At 59.7% G+C, this 21,564-nt stretch carries 17 protein-coding genes and 1 riboswitch; of the genes, 14 read left to right on the top strand and 3 right to left on the bottom strand.

The annotated features are described in order from the left end of the window. Nucleotides 1-16: 16 nt before the first annotated feature. Nucleotides 17-1,402 carry an MATE family efflux transporter gene (locus tag KVT38_RS16260; protein ID WP_217594784.1) on the top strand — a complete coding sequence of 462 codons (1,386 nt, stop codon included), beginning with the start codon at nucleotides 17-19 and terminating at the stop codon, nucleotides 1,400-1,402. Nucleotides 1,403-1,488: 86 nt separating this feature from the next. Here KVT38_RS16260 and corA read toward each other — a convergent pair whose 3' ends face one another. Next, on the bottom strand, nucleotides 1,489-2,424 hold the full coding sequence (gene corA, locus KVT38_RS16255; RefSeq protein ID WP_217594783.1) for a magnesium/cobalt transporter CorA: 936 nt from the start codon (nucleotides 2,422-2,424) through the stop codon (nucleotides 1,489-1,491). A gap of 416 nt (nucleotides 2,425-2,840) precedes the next feature. Beyond that, a riboswitch (SAM riboswitch) is annotated at nucleotides 2,841-2,957 on the top strand. A 92-nt stretch (nucleotides 2,958-3,049) separates the two neighbouring features. Here corA and metA point away from each other — a divergent pair. The 5 genes from metA to mqnC all read left to right on the top strand — a co-directional run bounded on the left by metA (nucleotide 3,050) and on the right by mqnC (nucleotide 9,265). Further along, on the top strand, nucleotides 3,050-3,967 hold the full coding sequence (gene metA / locus KVT38_RS16250) for a homoserine O-acetyltransferase MetA (protein ID WP_217594782.1): 918 nt from the start codon (nucleotides 3,050-3,052) through the stop codon (nucleotides 3,965-3,967). A gap of 121 nt (nucleotides 3,968-4,088) precedes the next feature. Further along, nucleotides 4,089-5,255 carry a PLP-dependent transferase gene (locus KVT38_RS16245; RefSeq protein ID WP_217594781.1) on the top strand — a complete coding sequence of 389 codons (1,167 nt, stop codon included), beginning with the start codon at nucleotides 4,089-4,091 and terminating at the stop codon, nucleotides 5,253-5,255. Continuing rightward, nucleotides 5,252-6,421: a PLP-dependent transferase gene (locus KVT38_RS16240; RefSeq protein ID WP_217594780.1), complete on the top strand. Its 1,170-nt coding sequence runs from the start codon at nucleotides 5,252-5,254 to the stop codon at nucleotides 6,419-6,421. The genes KVT38_RS16245 and KVT38_RS16240 overlap by 4 nt, the downstream gene beginning before the upstream one ends. A 205-nt stretch (nucleotides 6,422-6,626) precedes the next feature. Then, the gene (locus KVT38_RS16235; protein WP_217594779.1) at nucleotides 6,627-8,015 is read left to right on the top strand and encodes an EAL domain-containing protein; all 1,389 of its coding nucleotides are present in this window, start codon (nucleotides 6,627-6,629) and stop codon (nucleotides 8,013-8,015) included. Nucleotides 8,016-8,128: 113 nt separating this feature from the next. After that, nucleotides 8,129-9,265, top strand: a complete 1,137-nt coding sequence (gene mqnC / locus KVT38_RS16230) for a cyclic dehypoxanthinyl futalosine synthase (RefSeq protein ID WP_217594778.1) — start codon at nucleotides 8,129-8,131, stop codon at nucleotides 9,263-9,265. Between the two features lie 376 nt (nucleotides 9,266-9,641). Here mqnC and KVT38_RS16225 read toward each other — a convergent pair whose 3' ends face one another. Beyond that, nucleotides 9,642-10,238, bottom strand: coding sequence for a hypothetical protein (locus KVT38_RS16225; protein ID WP_217594777.1), 597 nt, complete (start codon nucleotides 10,236-10,238; stop codon nucleotides 9,642-9,644). Between the two features lie 323 nt (nucleotides 10,239-10,561). Between KVT38_RS16225 and KVT38_RS16220 the strand changes: the two genes are divergently transcribed. The 6 genes from KVT38_RS16220 to KVT38_RS16195 all read left to right on the top strand — a co-directional run bounded on the left by KVT38_RS16220 (nucleotide 10,562) and on the right by KVT38_RS16195 (nucleotide 17,120). Then, nucleotides 10,562-11,443, top strand: a complete 882-nt coding sequence (locus KVT38_RS16220) for a putative sporulation protein YtxC (RefSeq protein WP_217594776.1) — start codon at nucleotides 10,562-10,564, stop codon at nucleotides 11,441-11,443. Between the two features lie 462 nt (nucleotides 11,444-11,905). Beyond that, nucleotides 11,906-13,846 carry a threonine--tRNA ligase gene (gene thrS, locus KVT38_RS16215; protein WP_217594775.1) on the top strand — a complete coding sequence of 647 codons (1,941 nt, stop codon included), beginning with the start codon at nucleotides 11,906-11,908 and terminating at the stop codon, nucleotides 13,844-13,846. 61 nt (nucleotides 13,847-13,907) lie between these two features. Further along, nucleotides 13,908-14,456, top strand: a complete 549-nt coding sequence (locus KVT38_RS16210; protein ID WP_483298177.1) for a 3D domain-containing protein — start codon at nucleotides 13,908-13,910, stop codon at nucleotides 14,454-14,456. An 83-nt stretch (nucleotides 14,457-14,539) separates the two neighbouring features. Then, nucleotides 14,540-15,076 (top strand): RNA polymerase sigma factor, encoded by a 537-nt coding sequence (locus KVT38_RS16205; protein ID WP_217594773.1) that lies wholly within the window; start codon nucleotides 14,540-14,542, stop codon nucleotides 15,074-15,076. 134 nt (nucleotides 15,077-15,210) lie between these two features. Continuing rightward, nucleotides 15,211-16,683 carry a methyl-accepting chemotaxis protein gene (locus tag KVT38_RS16200; protein WP_217594772.1) on the top strand — a complete coding sequence of 491 codons (1,473 nt, stop codon included), beginning with the start codon at nucleotides 15,211-15,213 and terminating at the stop codon, nucleotides 16,681-16,683. A gap of 95 nt (nucleotides 16,684-16,778) precedes the next feature. Further along, on the top strand, nucleotides 16,779-17,120 hold the full coding sequence (locus KVT38_RS16195; protein WP_217594771.1) for a hypothetical protein: 342 nt from the start codon (nucleotides 16,779-16,781) through the stop codon (nucleotides 17,118-17,120). A gap of 78 nt (nucleotides 17,121-17,198) precedes the next feature. On the opposite strand, the gene KVT38_RS16190 is transcribed toward KVT38_RS16195, so the two are convergent. Next, entirely contained in the window at nucleotides 17,199-18,737 is a 1,539-nt protein-coding gene (locus KVT38_RS16190; RefSeq protein ID WP_217594770.1) for a sulfatase family protein, read from the bottom strand. Between the two features lie 64 nt (nucleotides 18,738-18,801). On the opposite strand from KVT38_RS16190, the gene KVT38_RS16185 reads away from it, so the two are divergent. Further along, nucleotides 18,802-19,752, top strand: coding sequence for an AraC family transcriptional regulator (locus KVT38_RS16185; RefSeq protein WP_306795321.1), 951 nt, complete (start codon nucleotides 18,802-18,804; stop codon nucleotides 19,750-19,752). A gap of 18 nt (nucleotides 19,753-19,770) precedes the next feature. Next, the gene (locus KVT38_RS16180; RefSeq protein ID WP_217594769.1) at nucleotides 19,771-21,564 is read left to right on the top strand and encodes a sensor histidine kinase; all 1,794 of its coding nucleotides are present in this window, start codon (nucleotides 19,771-19,773) and stop codon (nucleotides 21,562-21,564) included.

Raw genomic sequence — 21,564 nt, 5'->3', positions numbered from 1 at the left:
AGGGGCGCTTACCGACATGGAACTGGACAAAAGAATGAAGCTCGGCCGACTTACGTGGCCTATTATGATCGAGATGTTTCTGGCGTTCGCCATCGGCACGTCGGATACGCTTATGGTGAGCCGTATTTCGGACGACGCGGTGGCCGTCGTGGGCTTTTCCAATCAATTTTTTAATGCCGTGATCGTCGTTTTTATGCTCGTCGCCAGCGGCGCGGGCATTCTGATCGCCAACCGGCTTGGCGCGGGCGATGCGTACGAGGCGCGCAAGCTTGCGATCGTCTCGGTCGTACTGACGGGGGCGATCGGGCTCGTCGTCAGCCTGCTGATGGTTTTCGGAGCCAGCCAGATTGCGGGATGGCTCGGCATGCCGCACGATATCCGTCCGCTCGCGCGGGATTATATGTCGATCGTCGGCGGCGGGATGATCTTCACGGCCATCGGCAACGCGCTGTCTACAGCCGTGCGCAATACGGGCAATACGCGCTCGCCGATGTACATCGCGATCACGATGAATATCGTTCACATTTTTCTGAACGCGCTGTTTATATTCGGACTGCTGGGCTTTCCGAAGTGGGGGCTGTTCGGCGTGGCGCTGTCGACGCTGTTCGTGCGGGCCGCTTCGGTCGTGCTGCTTCTGTACATGTTCCGTTCGGCTTTCGGCGGCCGGATCGGGCTTCGCGAATTTTTGCGTCCGGACTGGAGCAAGTCGAAGGAAATTTTGCGGATCGGCTGGCCGCTCAGCATCAACGGCGGCTCGTGGCAGATCTCGCAGCTTGCGATCACGGGTCTCATCGGCATCATGGGCGCGCAGGAGCTGGCCGCGCGAACTTATATGAACACGATGGAGTCGTTCGCTTTTACGATCGGTTGGTCGTACGCGATGGCGGTGCAGATATTAATCGCCTATCTGTTCGGACAGGGAAGGCTGAGAGAGGCGTACCGGAGCGCTTATCGGGCGATGGGCTACGGCATGGCGTTCGTCATGTTCAACACGGCGCTTATGCTTCTGTTGCGCAAGCAGATCATCACCTTTTTCACGGACGACCCGTGGATCGTGGACATGGCGATCGCTCTCCTGTGGCTGAACTTGATTCTGCAGCCGGGCAAGATGCTCAATATGGCGCTTGGCCAGTCGATCGTGGCGGTCGGCGACAGCCGCTACATGATGAAGATCTCGATTCCCAGCCAGTGGCTCGTGTCCGTCGGTCTTACATACGTCCTCGGCATCCAACTGGGCTGGGGATTGTACGGCGTGTATGCGGGCATGATTCTCGACGAGTATATCCGGGGCGTCGTGTTGTACCTTCGCTGGCGGCACCACCGCAAGCGCGGTCTGTTCGCAGACCATGGCGACCACGGCGCGCGAACGCTGGCCCCTGCGGCGGGCGGCGCACAGGCCTGATTGCGTATCGACGACAAAGGCGCTCCCGTTCGCTGCTGCTGCAGCGGATCAGGAGCGCCTTGTCTGCGGTAACGGCCCGGCGTCGTTCATAACCAATCCTTCTTGCGGAAAATGTAGAACATGCCAAAGCCGAGTCCGATCATAATGCACAGCAGCACGACGGAGCCGTACTGATCGTGCATGCCGGGAATATAATCGAAGTTCATCCCGTACACCCCAGTCAGGAAGGTGAGGGGCATGAAGATTGTCGTCAACGCCGTGAACACGCGCATGATCTCGTTGGCCCGGTTGGCGACGCTGGACTGATAGGCTTCGCGCAAGTTGCCCATCAGGTCCCGGTACGTTTCGAACGTTTCGTAAATTTTGACGGCATTTTCGTGAATGTCGATGAAGTACTTTTGCAGCTGATGGTCGATGAGCCTCAGGTCCCGCTTGTTCAGCGTCGCGATGACGTCGCGCTGCGGGCCGAGCACTTTCTTGAGCCACAAAATCTCGCTTCGCAGCCCGATGATCTCGGTAAGATGCGACTTCTTGGTGTGCATCAGAATATCTTCCTCGAGCTGCTCGATGCGGGCCTCGATCCGGTCGCCGACGGAGAAGTAATTGTCGACGACGATGTCGACGAGGTGGTACATCAGCCGGTCGGCCGAGTTGACCTCCTGCTCCCACAGTATCGGCTTGATGCTGCGCAGCTCGTTGATCTTCTGGCGGGTGACGGTGATCAGGTAGTGCCTTCCGAGGAAGACGTTCAGGGCGCGGAGGAAAATCTCCTCGTCGTCGAACCGGATGCTGTTGATGACGAGAAAATAATGGCTCTCGTAAACCTCGAGCTTGGGGCGCTGCTCCTCCTCGGTCAGGCAGTCTTCGACGGCCAGATCGTGGATGCCGAACAGCGGCTGCAGGACGACGAGATCGTCGACGTCCGCATCGATCCAGTAGAAGCCTTCTTCAGGCGGGATAAGCGTCTCGGTAATATCTTCAACAGGCGTGAATACGCCTTGGCGGACCAGGCGGATCTTCATGGATATCGCTCCTTGTCATAATCGGCTTAAGCGCCGTTCGGCGCGCCCGTCCAGAAGGGCGCATGCGTACGGCGCTATCGTATTATGCAGGGCGAAATATCCGCGCGCGAAGGGGTTTACTCGGCGGAGCCGGGCAAGCGCGGGGCTTCGGTGGCGAACTCTCGTCCTGCGGCAATGCGTCTGGATGTGCGACTTGGCCCAGGATGATCTCCTTCCATGACCGGCTCCCCCCTTCCGTTTTGCGGATCGCTGCTTAGCTTAGAATGCGCCCTGTCCGGGCGAATCCGTGTTAAGTATAATCCTCCGCTTCATCCCTTTCAAGGACAATTTCGCGCGGCTGTTCGGATGCTTGACGGAAGCGGGCCGATCGGTTACATTAATTGTAGTTTAACCCATACAACCGAATAGTTTTGCCCATCTTATCAAGAGCAGGCGGAGGGACTAGCCCGATGAAGCCCGGCAACCGGCGTAGCGTACGCACGGTGCTAATTCTTGCGAAGACGTTCGTTTCGGACGTTTCTGGGAGATGAGAGAGGCGATCGATTAACCGTTTGTTAACGACGACCCCTTTCTGACGAAAGCGGGTCTTTTGTTTTTTTCAACCCACCTGAACAGGAGTGATACGATGCCCATCAAAGTACCCGACAATTTGCCTGCCAAGGAAGTATTGGCCGGAGAAAACATATTCGTCATGGACGAAAGCGTCGCCTACCACCAGGATATTCGGCCGCTGAGGATCGCGATACTGAATTTGATGCCGACGAAGGAAACGACGGAGACGCAGCTGCTGCGCCTCATCGGGAATACGCCGCTGCAAGTGGAGGTCGTGCTGCTCCATCCCAAGACCCATACGTCCAAAAATACGTCGTCCGAGCACCTGGAAAGCTTCTACAAGACGTTCGACGAGATCGCCCATCAGCGCTACGACGGCCTGATCATCACGGGAGCGCCCGTTGAAACGCTGCCGTTCGAAGAGGTCAACTATTGGGAAGAGCTGAAGGACATCATGGATTGGAGCGCGAAGTACGTCACCTCGACCTTCCATATTTGTTGGGCGGCCCAAGCCGGATTGTACCACCACTTCGGCGTGCCGAAGGTGGGTCTCGAGGAGAAGCTGTTCGGCGTGTTCCCGCACACGATCGCGAAGCGCAACGTGCCGCTGCTGCGCGGGTTCGACGAGATGTTTTACGTGCCGCAGTCCAGGCATACCGAGGTTCGGCGCGAGGATATCGATAAGGTGCAGCAGCTCGAGGTTTGGGCCGAATCAGAGGAAGCGGGCGTATACATCGTGGCGTCGCGCGGCGGCAAGCAGATTTTCGTAACCGGACATTCCGAATACGATCCGAACTCGCTGAAGTGGGAGTACGACCGCGACAAGGCCAAGGGACTGCGGATCAACGTGCCGAAAAATTATTTTCCGAAGGACGATCCGTCCAAAATGCCGCTGTCGACCTGGCGCGCGCATGCGAACCTTCTATATTCCAACTGGCTGAACTACTACGTTTACCAGGAGACGCCGTACGACCTGGGCGCGGGCATTTGAGCGGAGCAGCCGCAGGAGCAAAGCCATCGCAATCGCAATCGTGAAGTCGGCAAGGATCGGGATCGATCGCAAGTCCGCGGACGCCAGGCGTTCAACCTAAGACGATGGAGGAATTTAATTTATGAAAATCGAAAGCCGCCTTGCCCAAATCGGTTCGCAGGAGGATCCGGCGACCGGCGCCGTCAGCTTCCCGGTGTATCAAGCGACCGCGTTCCGCCATCCCAAGCTCGGACAAAGCACGGGCTTCGACTACGCCCGCACGAAGAGTCCGACGCGAACCGTGCTCGAGGAAGCGGCCGCGCAGCTCGAGAGCGGAGACCGCGGCTTCGCCTGCAGCTCCGGCATGGCCGCGCTTCAGACGATCTTCGCCCTATTCAAGCAAGGCGACCACCTGATCGTCTCCCTCGATCTGTACGGCGGCACCTACCGCCTGCTCGAGAAGATCATGTCCCGCTTCGGCGTTACCGCCTCTTATGTGGACACGAACGATCTGGATGCGCTCGAATCGCTGCGCACGCCCGCGACCCGCGCGGTCCTAATCGAGACGCCGACCAACCCGCTTATGATGATCACGGACATCGCCGCGGTCGCGTCCTGGGCCAAGGTGCATGGACTTCTGACGATCGTCGACAACACGCTCCTCACGCCGTATCTTCAGCGTCCGATCGAGCTGGGCGCCGACATCGTCATTCATAGCGCGACGAAGTATCTCGGCGGCCACAACGACGTGCTCGCGGGACTGATCGTCACGAAGGGACAGGCGTTGTCCGATGAGATGGCATTCCTCCACAACTCGATCGGCGCGGTGCTCGGTCCGCAGGATTCCTGGTTGCTCATGCGGGGCATGAAGACGCTGGCGCTGCGGATGGAGCGGCACGAGTTCAACTCGGTTAAGCTGGCGGAGTGGCTTGCCGAACATCCCGCCGTCGAGTCGGTCTATCATCCGGCGCTGCCGACGCATCCGGGTCACGACGTCCAGAAGCGGCAGGCATCGGGCAGCACAGGCATCTTCTCCTTCCGCATGAAGGACGCCCGCACGATCGAGCCGATCTTGCGGCATCTGCGTTTGATCGCGTTCGCGGAGAGCCTTGGCGGCGTCGAGTCGCTGCTGACGTATCCGGCCGTGCAGACGCATGCCGACATTCCCGAGGAGATCCGCCGGAAGGTCGGCGTCGACGACCGCCTGCTGCGCTTCTCCGTCGGCATCGAGCATATCGACGACCTGATCGAAGATTTGGGACAAGCAATCGAGGCCGCCAACGCGGAGATCGGGGGCGAACGCGCGTGACGCATCCGAACGACCGGCATGCGGGAGACCGCGAATTCGCCACCAAGCTGATTCACTTCGGCGCGGAGATCGACGAAGCGACGGGCGCCTCGAGCGTGCCGATCTACCAGGCGTCGACGTTCCACCACTTCGATCTGGAGCAGCCGCCGAAGCATGACTACAGCCGCTCGGGCAATCCGACCCGCGAAGCGCTGGAGTCCTACATCGCTCTATTGGAAGGCGGAACGCGCGGGTTCGCGTTTTCCTCCGGCATGTCCGCGATCTCTACGGCATTTCTGCTGCTCTCGGCAGGCGACCACGTCATCGTTACCGAGGACGTGTACGGCGGAACGTACCGGCTGCTGACGACCGTGCTGAACCGGCTGGCGATCGATTCCACCTTCGTCGACATGACCGATTTCGAGCAGGTCGTCGCCGCCCGCAGGCCGAACACGAAGGCAATCTTCATGGAGACGCCGTCCAACCCGACGCTCAAGATTACCGACGTCAAGCGGGTCGCGGATTGGGCCAAGGAACAAGAGCTGCTCACGATGCTCGACAATACGTTCATGACGCCTTACCATCAGCGCCCGATCGAGCTCGGCGTCGACCTCGTGATCCATAGCGCCACCAAGTTTCTGGGCGGCCACAGCGATGTGCTCGCCGGGTTGATCGTCACGGCCGGCGAGGAGCTCGGCCGGCGCGTCAAGGCGCTGCAGAACGGCCTCGGGACGGTGCTCGGCACGCAGGAGAGCTGGCTGCTCATGCGCGGCATGAAGACGCTGCAGGTGCGGATGGAAGCGAGCGAGCGCGGCGCGCGCAAGCTGGCGCAGTGGCTGAGCGAGCATCCGGGCGTGGCGCGCGTCTATTACCCCGGATTGGACGGGCATCCGGGCAAAGACATTCACGAGCGTCAGTCGCAGGGCTACGGCGCCGTCGTCTCGTTCGACGCGGGAAGCGGCGAGAATGCGCGGCGGCTGCTCGGCAAGGTCCGCATTCCGATCGTGGCGGTCAGCCTCGGCGCGGTCGAGAGCATCCTGTCGTATCCCGCGATGATGTCCCATGCCGCGATGCCGGCCGAGGTCAGGGCGGCGCGGGGCATTACCGACGGGCTGGTACGTTATTCGGTGGGGCTGGAGGATATCGACGATCTGATCCGCGATCTAGCGCAGGCGCTGGAAGACTGACGAAGGTCTGCCGGACTGTCGAGAGCGCCTGAAAGGAAGCTCACGCACAGCGGACCAGACTAGACCAGGTCAGACTAGACCAGATTAGACCAGACCAGATCTGACCAGGCTGAGCCGGGGATTTCCAGCATTCGCCTTTCCGAGCATTCCGATACGTGATAAAATAGCAACATTCGACATTCGAAACGACAAGGCAGGCGAGGACGTGACCCCAACGATGCTGCTTGAGAGATTAAAGACGATTGCCAAGGCGTTTCTTCCGAATGGCCGGTTGAACGCCTTCCCGCCGGATTTTACGATTCGGCGGCCGATCCTATCTCTGCTGCGGCGGCGTCTCGGTCGCGGAGAAGCCTGCTTTTTAGCGTTGTACCGCTGGGAGGGCAAGGCCGATCCCGAGCATCGTCAACACAGCCGCGAAGAAGAGCGGCAGCTGTCCTCGGCCAGCCGCAGGCAGCTTACGCTGCTCGCGCGCGAGCAGTTCGGCGCACGCGAGCTGATCGGCATGGACCAGTACGGTCCGCAGGACTACGTCGTGCTCGTCAGCGCGCCGCACAATCCGGACGAGTCGTTCGTGCCGGTCGCGCTTTTCCGCAGGCTCGAGCTGCTGCGGCACGCATTCGAGGGCGGCACTGCCGCCGTCCTGCCCGAAGCTGCGGAGTATTGGCAACTGAATGGCACGTACGTGCCCGTATCGGGCGCTGGCGCTAATCAGGCGTCCTCCGCCGACGCGGCGGCGCTGCTGAAGGAGACGTTCGACTTCGCGCTCGCGCTCGCCACAGGCGCGGTCACGCCGCAGGTCATCGAAGCGCGCAGGCAACTGGACGAGATACTCGCAGAGGGCCGAATCTCGGTGCTGGCGCAGCCGATCGTGGATCTGCGAAGCGGCGACGTATACGGCTGGGAGATATTGACGCGCGGCCCGGCCGCGGGCGTCTTCCATATGCCCGACGAGCTGTTCCGCTTCGCGGGCCAGAGCAAGCTGCTCAGCAAGCTTGAATTTATCGTGATCAGGCATGCGCTGGAGGAGATCGCGAGCCGGCGAATCAGCGAGCCGGTATTTCTGAACGTCACGCCGGTGACGTTGGCGCATCCGCTGTTCATGGCGCATCTGGACCAGTGTTTGGAGCGGCATCCGTTGTTGTCGCCCGGGCAGATCGTGCTCGAGATCACCGAGCGCCACGAGATCCACGATCTGGGGGAGATGTCAGGGATTCTGGACCGTTTCCGCGCAAAGGGATACCGCTTCGCCATCGACGACGCCGGATCCGGCTACTCGAGCCTCCAGTGGATCGGCGAGCTGATGCCGGAGCTGATCAAGATCGATCGTTCGGTCATCCAGTTCGTGGACCGGTACAAGGTCAAGGAAAGCCTGCTGCGGGCGATCGTAACCGCGGCGGAGGAGATGAACAGCGATGTCGTCGCCGAAGGCGTCGAGCGCGAGGAAGAGGCGGACGTGCTGTTCCGGCTGAACGTGAGCATGGGGCAGGGCTATTATTTCGCGCGACCGAATCCGCTTTTGCACGCACATGAGCGCGAGATTTTCCAAGAAATGAAGGAACGGATAAAAGTTAGACGCGGCTTGGTTGCTTCCTGATCGTGGGAGGCACCTTTTTATTCGGCGTTAATCGTGATTTATTTCACAAAGAAATGCATGACAAGGACGCGGAACAGCGTTAGAATAAGGGCATAGTGAAGGAGGCTTGAACGATGAGTGCGGTGGATGGAATACTATCACGCGCGCTGCAAGGCCAGCGCTTGGATTTGGAAGATGTCGTCAAGCTGTTCGAGTCGGACGAGATCGAGAAAATGGGAGCGGCGGCGAACGAGCTGATGCTGCGGCGCCATCCCGATCCGATCACGACGTTCGTCGTCGGCCGCAACGTGAACTACACGAATATTTGCGACGTGTACTGCCGTTTTTGCGCCTTCTATCGTGCGCCGGGCTCGAACGAAGGCTATGTGCTGCCGGATGAACTCATTTTGCAGAAAATTCAAGAGACCGTCGATGTGGGCGGAACCGAGATTCTCATGCAAGGCGGGACGAATCCGAATTTGAAGTTCGGCTACTACCTGGACCTGCTGCGCAAGATCAAGGCTCGTTTTCCGGAGATTACGATGCACTCCTTCTCTCCGGCCGAGATTCACAAGATGAAGGACGTCTCGGACGGTCTGTCGCTTGAGGAGGTCATCCGTCAGATCCACGCGGCCGGGCTCGACTCGCTGCCGGGCGGCGGCGCGGAGATTCTGGACGATCGCACACGCCGCAAGATTAGCCGGCTGAAGGGCTCCTGGCGCGACTGGATGGACGTCATGACGACCGCGCACAAGATCGGCATGAACACGACGGCGACGATGGTTATCGGCTTCGGCGAGACGATGGAGGAGCGCGCGCTGCATCTGCTGCGGGTGCGCGAAGCGCAGGACGAGTGCCTGAACAACGGTTATCCGTCCAAGGGCTTCCTCGCGTTTATTCCGTGGACATTCCAGCCGGACAATACGAACATGAAGCGCGAGAAGGCGACGCCGGAGGAATATCTCAAGACGCTGGCGATCAGCCGCATCGCGCTCGACAATATCGACAACTTCCAATCCTCTTGGGTGACGATGGGGCCAGAGATCGGCAAGCTGTCCCTCACCTACGGCTGCAACGACTTTGGCAGCACGATGATGGAAGAGAACGTAGTCTCCGCCGCCGGCACCACGCACAAGGTCAACATCGAACTCATTCTCAAGCTCATTCGCGAAGCCGGGAAGATTCCAGCACAGCGGAATACGCGGTACGAGATTCTGAAGGTGTACAACGAGGACGAGAGCGTGGCGCGGGACTTTATTATGCAGAACTGATTTTAGCGTATGAGCCTTTCCGGCTGCTCGGTTGAAGAGCGGTTGGGAAGGCTTTATTTGACTTGTAGGAAAATAGGATGACTGGGGAATGGGAGGCTACTGGCTGCCGTTGCCTGGTGCGGAGTAACACGGAAAAACCGTGTAATTCCCGCAGAACCTGACGCCGCTAGCCGGAGAAACACGCAAAAACCGTGCAACTCCATGCCTGTAAACGCAAAAAGACACTAATGCCACCTCTGCGACACTCAGGGCGGTGCCGATAAGCGCAAAAAAGCACCGTATCCACCCGCGCCTTCGCTTGGGCTGTGCTCCCCAGTTCCACGACAACCGTATGCGTACGATGATGAGATGCCTTACTTACACAAATTTCTTGACGCTACCCCTCGCAAGCCGGACAGTGCAAACGATCTACATCGCCTCTCGTAGAGAAGGCGATCGCCCAAAGCGCGACCCGACGGCGCTCATCGCCTCTCGTAGAGAAGGCGATCGCCCAAAGCGCGACCCGACGACGCACATCGCCTCTCGTAGAAAAGGCGATCGCCCAAAGCGCGACCCGACGACGCACATCGCCTCTCGTGGAGAAGGCGATTGCCCGAAGTGCGGCTCGGCGACACCCATCGCCTCTCGTAGAGAAGGCGATCGCCCAAAGTGCGACCCGACGGCGCACATCGCCTCTCGTAGAGAAGGCGATCGCCCGAAGCGCGGCCCGACGGCGCTCATCGCCTCTCGTAGAGAAGGCGATTGCCCGAAGCGCGGCTCGGCGGCGCACATCGCCTCTCGTAGAGAAGGCGATCGCCCGAAGCGCGGCCCGACGGCGCTCATCGCCTCTCGTAGAGAAGGCGATTGCCCGAAGCGCGGCTCGGCGGCGCACATCGCCTCTCGTAGAGAAGGCGATCGCCCGAAGCGCGACCCGGCGACGCACATCGCCTCTCGTAGAGAAGGCGATCGCCCAAAGCGCGACCCGACGACGCACATCGCCTCTCGTGGAGAAGGCGATTGCCCAAAGTGCGACCCGACGGCGCACATCGCCTCTCGTAGAGAAGGCGATCGCCCGAAGCGCGGCCCGGCCGCCTGGCGCACAACGGCACTCATCGCCCCCTACGGCCGCCTCCCAGCCCTCTTCCCACCAATTCGCCCCCCCCCCCCCCCCCCCCCCCGCGCCTCTTCAAAATCATCTCCGCCGAATCCGCATTTTACCAGCCGCAAATTAATAAAATATACCACATGCGTCGAGCGATCGTATATCGCGATTCCGGTCACCATATAGCTTAAGAACAGGAAGCCGGGGGTGAGCGGATGAACAGGGAGCAGTGGGTCGTTAGTCTGTACGGCGGTCCGGAGGCGCGCAGCAGGCTGCAGCGCATGATGAACGACGCTTTCGAGGGGCTGGCCGACAGCGCGGGACAAGGCCCGTGGCGCCTTGCCGAACGCGGCGACGCCATCGTGTGCAAGCTGGATATCTCGGCGGGACAAAGGGAATTTTGCGACAAGGTGGGCCTGGTGCTGGCGGAGTTCGTGCTGTCGGTCAAGGAGCCGCAGACGCTCGAACGATTCATGCAGCGCAGGCTGGGTACGCGCGATCCGAAGGAAATTAAGACGGGGATGCGGGAAGCGACCATCCTCATGAACGGAGAGCTGCCGGATGCCGAATCGGGCGGTACCGAGGCAGCGCCTGGCGAAGGCAGGAGGCGGAGACTGGTCAGGATCGCAACGAAACTCGGCGATTATTTGTGGCGGCACGGGTCGCTTCACCTGGACGGCTTCATGCGGTTTCGGATGCGCGAGCATGCCGAGGAGCTGAAGGAAGCGGCGGAAACGGCTGTCGAAGAAATGCTGATGGATCGGCAATACCAGGAGTTCATGCGCCTGCTGCAATCGATGGTGAAAGGGCAGGAGACGGGGCTGCCGGCCATTCATGTGCTTCATGGCGGGGGGCAAGGACCGACGCTGCTCGACGAGAAAATGCGCCCGCTGGAGGACGAAGCCGTCACCGAGCCGATTTTGCAAGCGGCGTCCGACCAGCAGGATCGCGAAAGCTTGCTGGTCACCCGGCTGTTGGCGGCCAGTCCAAGACGGCTATACATTCATACCGACGAGCCGGACGCGCAGGTCGTGCGGACGCTCATGGGCATTTTCGGCGAGCGTGCCGCGATCTGCGACCATCCGATGCCGCGCTGAAGCGGACGCGTGCACAGGCGCATCCGCAGGCCGCGCGAATCGTCCCTGCGTCTTGACGCAGTCGGCTGGATGCGGGTATAATGCAACGTATCGGCTGTGAAAAAGACAGCGGCGCTGCAACGGACGGCCCAGAGAGAGGAACCTTGGCTGCAAGTTCCTTCCGGCAACGGCAAGCGTCGACCCCTTTCGAGCCGCAGCACCGAACGCAAGCGGCATGACTGCATCATTCGCGCACGCGCGAACGGGCGGCACGCGGCTTGACCATTAAGCGCTGCCGGGTCATGACCGTTACTCATGCCTAGAGAATCGTCCGTACTCCGCAATGAGCGGCAGGCGCGGCGATTGAACGAGGGTGGAACCACGGACGCCATACACAGGCGCTCGTCCCTTACCGGGGGCGGGCGCTTTTTTGCGTTGCTTTGTCCCCAACCCAATTTCCACGCTGCCAAGGAGGCCATCGCCATGACTGTACAAATCAAGCTGCCCGACGGAGCGGTCCGCGAATACGAGGACGGCTCCAACATCGCCGACGTCGCGGGCTCGATTAGCCCGGGACTGAAGAAAAATGCCGTTGCCGGCAAGCTGGACGGCAAGGTCGTCGACCTGAACGCGGAGCTGACGCCGGACGCCAAGGTCGAGATCGTGACGCTCGACTCCGCCGACGGCGTCGAAGTGATGCGGCACAGCACCGCTCACTTGATGGCGCAGGCAATCAAGCGCCTTTACGGCGATACGGCCGTGAAGCTCGGTATCGGTCCCGTTATCGAGGACGGCTTCTACTACGATATCGACATGGAGCAGTCGATCACGCCGGACGATCTGGCGAAGATCGAAGCCGAGATGGAGAAAATCGTCAAGGAGGACCTGCCGATCGTCCGCCGCGTCGTCAGCCGCGAGGAAGCGCTCCGGATTTACACCGAGCTCGGCGATCCGCTTAAGCTCGATCTCATCAACGGGTTGCCGGAGGACGCGGAGATTACGATCTACGATCAAGGCGAATTTTTCGACCTGTGCCGCGGGCCTCACTTGCCTTCGACCGGCCGCATCAAGTCGTTTAAGCTGCTGAGCGTGGCGGGCGCATACTGGCGCGGCGACAGCAAGAACAAGATGCTGCAGCGCATTTACGGCACCGCGTTCGCCAAGAAGGCGCAGCTTGACGAGCATCTGCATTTCCTCGAGGAAGCGAAGAAGCGCGACCACCGCAAGCTCGGCAAGGAGCTCGGCATGTTCACCTTCTCCCGCGAGGTCGGACAAGGGCTGCCGCTCTGGCTGCCGAACGGCGCCAAGGTGCGCCAGATGCTCGAACGCTATATCGTCGACCTGGAGGAGAAGCTCGGCTACCAGCACGTGTATACGCCGGTGCTCGCCAACGTCGAGCTGTACAAAATCTCGGGTCACTGGGAGCACTACCAGGAGGATATGTTCCCGCCGATGCAAATGGACAACGAGGAACTCGTCCTGCGCCCGATGAACTGCCCGCATCATATGATGGTGTACAAGAGCGAGATGCGCAGCTACCGCGACCTGCCGATCCGGATCGCCGAGCTCGGCACGATGCACCGCTACGAGATGTCGGGCGCGCTGACCGGCCTGCACCGCGTGCGCGCGATGACGCTCAACGATTCGCACATTTTCTGCCGGCTCGACCAGATCAAGGACGAATTCAAGCGCGTCGTGCAGCTGATTCAGCGCGTGTACGAAGACTTCGGCCTGAAGGAATACCGCTTCCGGCTGTCCTATCGCGATCCGGCGGACAAGGAGAAGTACTGGCCGGACGATCATATGTGGGAAACGACGCAGCGCATGCTGCGCGAAGTCGTGGACGAGCTCGGACTGCCGTACTTCGAGGCGGAAGGCGAAGCGGCGTTCTACGGACCGAAGCTGGACGTGCAGGTCAAGACGGCGCTCGGCAAGGAAGAGACGCTCTCGACCGCGCAGATCGACGTGCTGCTGCCCGATCGCTTTGAGCTTGAATATGTCGGCGACGACGGCAAAAAGCATCGTCCGGTCGTCATCCACCGCGGCATCATCTCCACGATGGAGCGCATGACCGCGTTCCTGCTCGAGAACTTCGCGGGTGCGCTGCCGGTCTGGCTGTGCCCGGTTCAGGCCAAGATCCTGCCGGTCAGCCAAGCGTTCGAGCCCTATGCGCGCGAGCTCGAGGACAAGATCCGCGAAGCCGGCGTACGCGTCGTGGCGGATCTTCGCAACGAGAAGCTCGGCTATAAGATTCGCGAGGCGCAGCTCGAGAAGGTGCCGTACATGCTCGTCGTGGGCGAGAACGAGTCCGCGGCAGGCACCGTCTCCGTCCGCCGCCGCGGCGAAGGCGACATCGGCGCCGAGCCGATCGACGCGTTTATCGCGCGCATCAAGGGCGACATCGACAGCAAACGCACCGACTGAATAGGCGCCTGGTCATCGTGCATAAAGCTTGCGGGCTTTGGACATTCTCCCTCTAGGAGGAATGTTGCAGATGCCCGCAAGCTTTTTTTACAGATCCGCCCTCACGCTGCTCGTCGCAGCCGCCGCATGGACCGGTACGAACGTCCCGCGAGCCGGCGCGGAAGCGGCCGCCGCGGAGGAAGAACGCGAGGAGTCCTATTCCCCGGCGACCGTCTCCGTCCTGGCGACGGGCTATACGGCGGGGGTGGAGTCCACGGGCAAACGCCCGGGACATCCGCAATACGGCGTGACATATTCCGGCGTCAAGGTCAGGCGCAGCAAGGTGTCGACAATTGCCGCCGATACGCGCGTATTTCCATTGGGCACGCTCCTGTATATTCCCGGCTACGGCTACGGCTGCGTCGCGGATACCGGATCGCGGATCAAGGGGAAGCGCATCGATCTTTATTTTCCCTCAACCCGCCAAGTGTTCAAGGAATGGGGCAAAAAGCAGGTCGAAGTCAGAGTCATTCGCCGCGGAAGCGGACGGGTGACGGAGACGATGCTGGACGAGATGAACGAGGTGGCGGTGGCGGGCCAGGACTTGTCCGACAAAAAATTCGATTCTTAGTATATTTATGATATTACGATCGGAATCCATATGTTAAAATAAAGGAGATGAGGATCAAAAGGCCTAAGGAGTGACATTAAGGCATGACGAACTCCCGCGGAGAAATCGGAAGTCGCGAACAATCCGCTATCGAGGATGAACTTCTGAACGAGCTGTATCGGGAGATGCTGCGGGTGGCCCGTCATAGGCTTCATCACAAGAGCGACGCAACCGACGTGGTCCAGGAAGCATGGGTCAGAATCTTGGAAAAGCGGGACACGCTCAGGGAGAGCAACAAGATTATTCCGTGGGCGAAGACGATTGCCGCCAATTTGGCGCTGAACGCCAACCGCGCCAGACGCGTCAAGCCCGTCAGCGAGCTCAGCGAGGACTATGCGGCCGGGGAGTCCGGAGCCGGCAGGCTTAGCGAGCCGGAGACGATGGCAGAGCTGACCGATATTCTCGGGCGGCTGGAGCCGGCGACGCGCACGTTGCTGCTTTACAAGTTTTACTACGGGTTCAAGGACGACGAGATCGCGGCTGCCCTGCAGGTGCCGGTCGGAACCGTCAAAGCCCGCATCCACCGGGGGAAGGCCCGATTGAAGGCCGAAGCCGGCGGCGCAGGAGCCATGGATTTATAGCGATTTGCATATAAGCGAGAGGAACCGCGAGGTTCCTCTTTTATTTTGTCCTGCGGACATATATAATGTTAGCAATTATTACATTATGTCGATTGTTGTAGAAGATGTCGATAAGAATCGGGGGCGATTCGCAGATGGCCGAATGGCGGAAGTGGTTCAGTAAGACGGACGAAGCCGGAGCGAAGCGCAAGGGGGCCGATGCCAGGTCCGGCGGGAACTTCGGCGCGAAAGCCGGAGCGGTTGCCGGCACGACGTCAGGGGCGGCATACGAGGCGGACCAGGATAAGCTGCGCACGATGGTCGGCGAAGCGGTCGTCATCTCCGACCGGCTTCAGGCCGCGGTGGGCGAGGTGGATTCGAGCGTCGGGCAGCTGGAGGCGATCGCCGACCGGTCCGCCGTCCAGGAGGATCGTCTGCGGCAGCAGAGCAGGCTGGCGGCAGGGCGGCTGGACGAGGCGTTTTCCGCGCTGCAAGAGGTGGCGGCCGCATCGGAGGAGATACGCTCGAACTCCGAGAGCATGAGCAAGCAAAGCCAGGAAGCCAGAGACGTCGTGATCGACGTGTGCCGTTCAATGCTGCAGACCGACGAAGTGATGAACGATCTGGCCAGACATCACGGCACGATGGAAGAACGCGTCAGCGGACTGATCGCCGAAGCTTCCAAAATTACGCAAATGAACGAGCTGATACAGGAGATCGTGTCACAAACGTCTCTGTTGGCGCTGAATGCGGCGATCGAAGCTGCACATGCGGGCGAATATGGCAGCGGCTTCACCGTCGTCGCCCAGGAGATACGCAAGCTCGCGGAGCAGAGCGGCGTCGCGGTCAAGCAGTCGACAGGCATCGTCCGCGATATCGAGGCGGGCATCCGGCAGGTCGTCGCGTCGGTGGCGGAGGAGAAGCAGTCGGTCGCGCGCGGACTGGCCGAGATGAAGGTCAATCGCGACCGAATGGACGCGATCTACAACCATATTTTGAAGGTGGACGGCCAGGTCGGCAAGACGCTGACTGCGGCGGCCGAGCAGGCGGACCGGACTTCGGCGGCCAATGCGATGCTCAAGGACGTCGTGGACTCGGTCAATCAGATGATGTCCAGCATCGACGATACGCTTGCCCAGAACGTCAAGCAGCGCGAGGAGACGGCCAAGCTCGGCAGGGTGTCGACGGAGCTTAAAGCTTCTGCGGACGAACTGATCGGCGCCGTCCATCAGGCCGGCGGAAAGGTGTGGTCGGATACCGGGCTCGCCGAAAAGGAAAGATGGACGCAATTTATAACGACGATGGCGGCCGATCCGGCGCTCGGCGGGCTGGACGAGGGGATTCATCGCAGGGTGCTGTCCGGCTGGCTCGCGCAGACGGCAGGAGTCGAGGCGATCTGGTCCAACCGGTCCGACGGCTCCTTCATTTACTCCGAACCGGTGGCGGGTCTGCTCAACGCGCGCAGCCGAGAATGGTGGAAAAAAGCGATCGACGGGGAGATTTTCGTATCGGAGGTTTACTTGTCCGCGATTACCAAAAAGCCCTGCGTGACCGTCTCGACGCCGCTGCAGAGTGCCGACGGCCGCCCGATCGGCGTCATCGGCATCGATATTGTGATCTCTTCCTGAAAAATAGCTGACATAAGGGTTCTCAACTTGGCGATTATCCGATACAATTGGCTTACGTGTGATGAATCTTCACAGGAATAGACAGGTGATATTTCATGACGAAGCCGATTGAGCAAGCTGTACCGTCAACGGCCGTATCGGCTCCGCAAGCCGAGGTTCATTCTTTGCTGGATGCGCTCATTGCCAAAAGGCTCGAGGAAGTGGCGGAGATCGAGCAGATGGTTCAGCGCTACGAGCGACGGATTCAGAAGGAAGAGCAAGCCTATCGAACGATGTCGACGCTGCGCAAATTGTTGAACGGCAAAAAGCCGGACCACCACGCCGCCGTCGAATATATCCACTACGTTAAAAAGCCGCTTGAGAAGGCCAGGAAGCTGCGCGAGGAGATCGCCCGCTACGAGACGATGAAGCAGAACGGCGAGGATCTAACAGAATAGACGCGAACGCTATAAAGCATACCGAAGCTTTTCCGGGCGCCTGCGGGGCGCAGCCGGAAAAGCTTCTTTGTTTGGCCGTCAGGCGTGATGAATCCGCGGCATCGGCATCGGCTCCTTGCCAAGCTCCGCCCATATATATTTCAAGAGCAGTTCCGTTTTTAACCGCTCGGCCGTCGGCTCGTCCCACAAATTCCGAAGCTCGCCCGGATCTTCCTTCAGGTCGAATAGCTCGCCGTAGGTTTGATTGTAGTAGACGGTTATTTTGTATCGCTCGTCCACGTAAGTTTTCTGGTGGATCGTCGTCGGTTCGTGGCGGAACTCGCAGATCGCGTGATCCCGCGCCTTGGTACGATTGCCGAGCCAAACCTCCTTTTGATCGACGCCCGTCATCGACGGCGGGATCGGAATGCCGCAGAAGGACAGGAACGTCGGCGCGAGGTCGACCAGCGATTGGATGGCATCGGAGCGGCGGCCTGCGGGCACGCGGCCCGGATAACGAACGATAAAGGGGAGCTTGATTAAATCCTCGTAATGGAAGCCGCCCTTTGCCTGCAGGCCGTGCTGGCCGAAAAAGTGGCCGTGATCCGTCGTAAAGACGACCAGGGTGTCTTCGGCCAAGCCAAGCTCGTCCAGCCGATCGAGAATCCGGCCGATATATTTGTCCATCAGGCTGATCATGCCATAGTACACGGCGACCAGCTTTTTTTTGTCGTACGCCGTCAATTTGAACTTCGAGCCATATTCGTAATATAGATGCGAACGATAGCCGTGAATGCCGTAGCCGGTCTCGGCCAGAAACGAGAAATCCGGCTCTTCCTCCTGGGTGAGTCCGAAATGCGGCGGATTGCGGTCGTGCTCGCCCGGAACGAGCGCGGGAATCGTCAGCTTGTCCGGGTCGTACATCGTATCCCATGGCTCCGGCGCCAAATATTCGGGATGTGGATCGAAAAAGCTGGCCCAGAGGAAAAAGGGCTCGTCGGTTTTTTGGTACGTCTCCATCATCGCGTTTGTGCGCTCCGCGATCCACGTATTGTAATGATATTTCTCCGGAATCGGCCATTTGTACGTCGAATCGGGGTCCATCGTGCCTGTGGGCGCCCGGAAATAGTCCCGCCAGTTCGCGCAGCCTCTCTCCTCCAGCCACAGGGCGTAATGCTGTCCGACATGGGCCTCGTTTGTATGGTTGCGAGCCAGTTCGACATGGTCGAAGCCGTAAAACGTCTTGTCGAAATTCCGCCAGTAATCCAGGTCCTGAAGAAGCGGGTAGGCCTCGATTGATTCGTATGCTTCGGTCGACTTCAACGGTTGAAAATGCGCTTTGCCGATCAGCGCGGTCCGATAGCCCGCTTGCGCGAAGTCCTCGCCTACGGTATGCCGGTCCTCCAGCAGCTTCGTGCCGAGCGTCCATGCCCCGTGCTGGCTTGGATACATGCCGGTCAGAATCGACGCTCTGCTCGGCGTACAGGTCGGATTCGGGCAATAGGCCCTGTCGAATGTCGTTCCCTCGCGGACGAGGCGATCCAGGTTGGGCGTCGACAATTCGGGGTTGCGGGCACCGATCGTTTGCCAGTGCTGCTGGTCGCTAGTGATGAGCAAAATGTTAGGTTTTCTCGACAAGGATGATCCCCTCCTAGTATGATAATAGGGAAATGGTAACGCTTAATAAATAGCAGGATGTTAGATGACTGTTGTCATTTTGTTAGCTATTGACCAGAATTGGGACGGAGCGGAAGGGGTGTTTTCCGGGATGATGCAGGAGTACGAGTACGAATATGCCCATTTCATTTATTATACGCCCGGCGGGTTGGACAGACAGAGTCAGCTATGGCCGGTCCGCGCGGGACGCAGCATCGCCAAGCCTTCGTATGAGGTCGGGCCGAAAAGGATCGAGTGCTACAGCCTCCATTTCATATCCGAGGGCAAGGTGGGCATCGAAAGCGCGGAGATCGCGGCTGAGCTGCAAAAAGGAGACCTGTTCTGCCTGTTCCCCGGGCAAACGTATCATTACCGTCAACTGCCTTCGGAAGCGCCGCTTCGAATGAGCTGGCTGGCGCTCGACGGCGCAAGAGTCGGTCCGCTGCTCGAGCTGGCGGGGGTGACCCCGGATCGGCCCTACCGGAGAGAGGCGGTCACGCCTGGCGTGATGGCGTCGGCCGAAAGCATCCTCGATGCGCTTGCCGTCGCCGAACGTCTGAAGCCGGCCGAAGCGATGGCGCTGCAAGGGATGATGTGCGGGCTGTTCGCCGGTCTGATCCCGGATTCGACGCCGTTCGACGAACAGTCGCATGAGTCGCATGCCGGATGGATTCGCGAATCCCTGGATTTTATCGAGCTTCACGCGACGGAGGGCATATCCGTGCAGCAGGTAGCGGCGTTCGCGGGCGTACACCGCTCGTACTTCTCCGACATGTTCGCCCGGCAGGTCGGCATGTCGCCGATGAAGTACATCCAGAAGATCCGCATGGACAAGGCGGTCGGACTGTTGACCGGCACGGACGCGACGATTACGGAAGTCGCCCTGTCGCTGGGCTATCCGAATTTGTACGCGTTTACAAGAGCGTTTAAGGTGTACTTCCAAGTCCCGCCGCTGTCCTATCGATCGACGAGAAGCGAAGCGCACCAGGAAGGCTGACCGCAAAGGAGAATGCGAATGTTAAAGCCGGCGGTTTTTCGCAGGCGGTTCTCGCCCGCATTGAACATGCAAGGGAAAATATTTATCGCGATCGCCCTCGTTACGCTGCTGTCCATCGTGTCCGTGACCGGCATCGTCTACGTGAACATGCGCGACACGATCAAGCATAACGCAGTCACCTCGGTGCTGGACAGCATCCGTCAGGCGGATGAATCGCTCAACATTATGCTGCAGGAGATCGACCGGCTGAACACGGTCGTCGTGACCAGCAAATACGCGGTCATCGACACGATCTTAAGTCCGAGCGAGGAGATCAGCTTCGAATGGTTCCAGGAGCAGAAGCTGATCACCGGCTTTCTCTCCGGCCTTATCGATTATAAGCCCTATATATCGCGGATCGCCGTCGTCGGGTTGAACGGGAAGGTGTTTTTCTCCGGCAGTCCCTGGATCGACCGTACGTTTCTGAACACCCCGACGATGGACTATATTTTGCGCAACGGCTCGCGGCACGCCTACTTGAAGCCGAAGGGGACGGCCGACGCGATCACGGTCGGACGCGAGATCAGGTATAACCGAGAGGCGATCGGCGTTGTAATGGTAGATCTCAATTATGAATTTATTAAAAAGACGTACGCCGTGAAGCCGACCGCCGACAGCTTGCTGTACGTCCTGGACGGGCAGGACGAATTCGTCTATGCGACCGATGCCGCGCCCGCGTCGGCGCCTTCGAGCGACACCTTGGTCGGCGTCAAGCGGCGGCTCGCCGGCGGGGGGGATGCGGAGGAAATGAAAATCGACGGCAAATCCTACATCGTCGTCAGCCGTCAATCCGGCTATACGGGCTGGACGACGCTGGCGCTGATTCCGATGGATTCGCTGCTGAGCGAGTCTACGAGAATCCGCAATCTGATGATTGAAGTTTCGGTCATCGTATTCGCCGTCGTTCTGATCGGCTCGCTTCAGATGTCCGCCCGCACGACGATCAACATCAGAAGGCTGAAGTCGATGATGACCCGGGTCAAAGACGGCAATTTGTCCTTTCCGAAGACCGAGATCAACACCAAGGACGAGATCGGCGAGCTCTACCGGGTGTTTATCGGCATGGTAGAGGAGCTGAAGCGGCTGATGGAAGATATCCGGACGAGCGAAAAGAAGAAGCGCGAAGCGGAATTGACCGCGCTGCAGGCGCAAATCAGGCCCCATTTCCTCTACAATTCGCTCAACACGATCAAATATTTGGCCAAGCTCAACGGCGTGCCCAACATCGAAGAGGCGTCGGGCGCATTGATCGAGCTGATGCGGGGCGTGCTGGGCAATTCCAATGAATTTCTCGCGTTAAAGGAAGAGCTGAACTATGTGGCCAGCTACGTTGCGCTCGAGAAATACAAGTTCATGGAGCCGATCCTGCTGCGGACGCAGATCGAGGACGACGAGCTGCTGGCGCGCCCGGTGCTGAAGCTGATGATTCAGCCGCTGGTGGAAAACGCGATCGTTCACGGGATTGGCGCCTCCGGAGGTCTCGTGCTCATACGTGTCTATGCGGAACAGGGCGATCTCAAGATCGAAGTGACCGACAATGGCAAAGGCATGACCAAGGACCGCATCGATTTGCTCCTCGGAGAGCCGAATGCCGCAGAGCAGCCGTCCCGCTTCTCGGGTATGGGCGTGCGCAACGTGCATGAGCGGATCTTACGAATGTACGGCGAGCCGTACGGGGTGAAGCTGTACAGCGAGCCGGGGCTGTACACGACGGCGGAGATTCGTTTCCCGTTGCTCGCGCAAGCGCATCCATCATTGAAAGAGAGGCGTTGA

Source organism: Cohnella sp. GbtcB17, assembly GCF_019091135.1.
GTDB lineage: Bacteria > Bacillota > Bacilli > Paenibacillales > Paenibacillaceae > Cohnella.
This window is presented reverse-complemented; position numbering and strand designations above follow the sequence as displayed.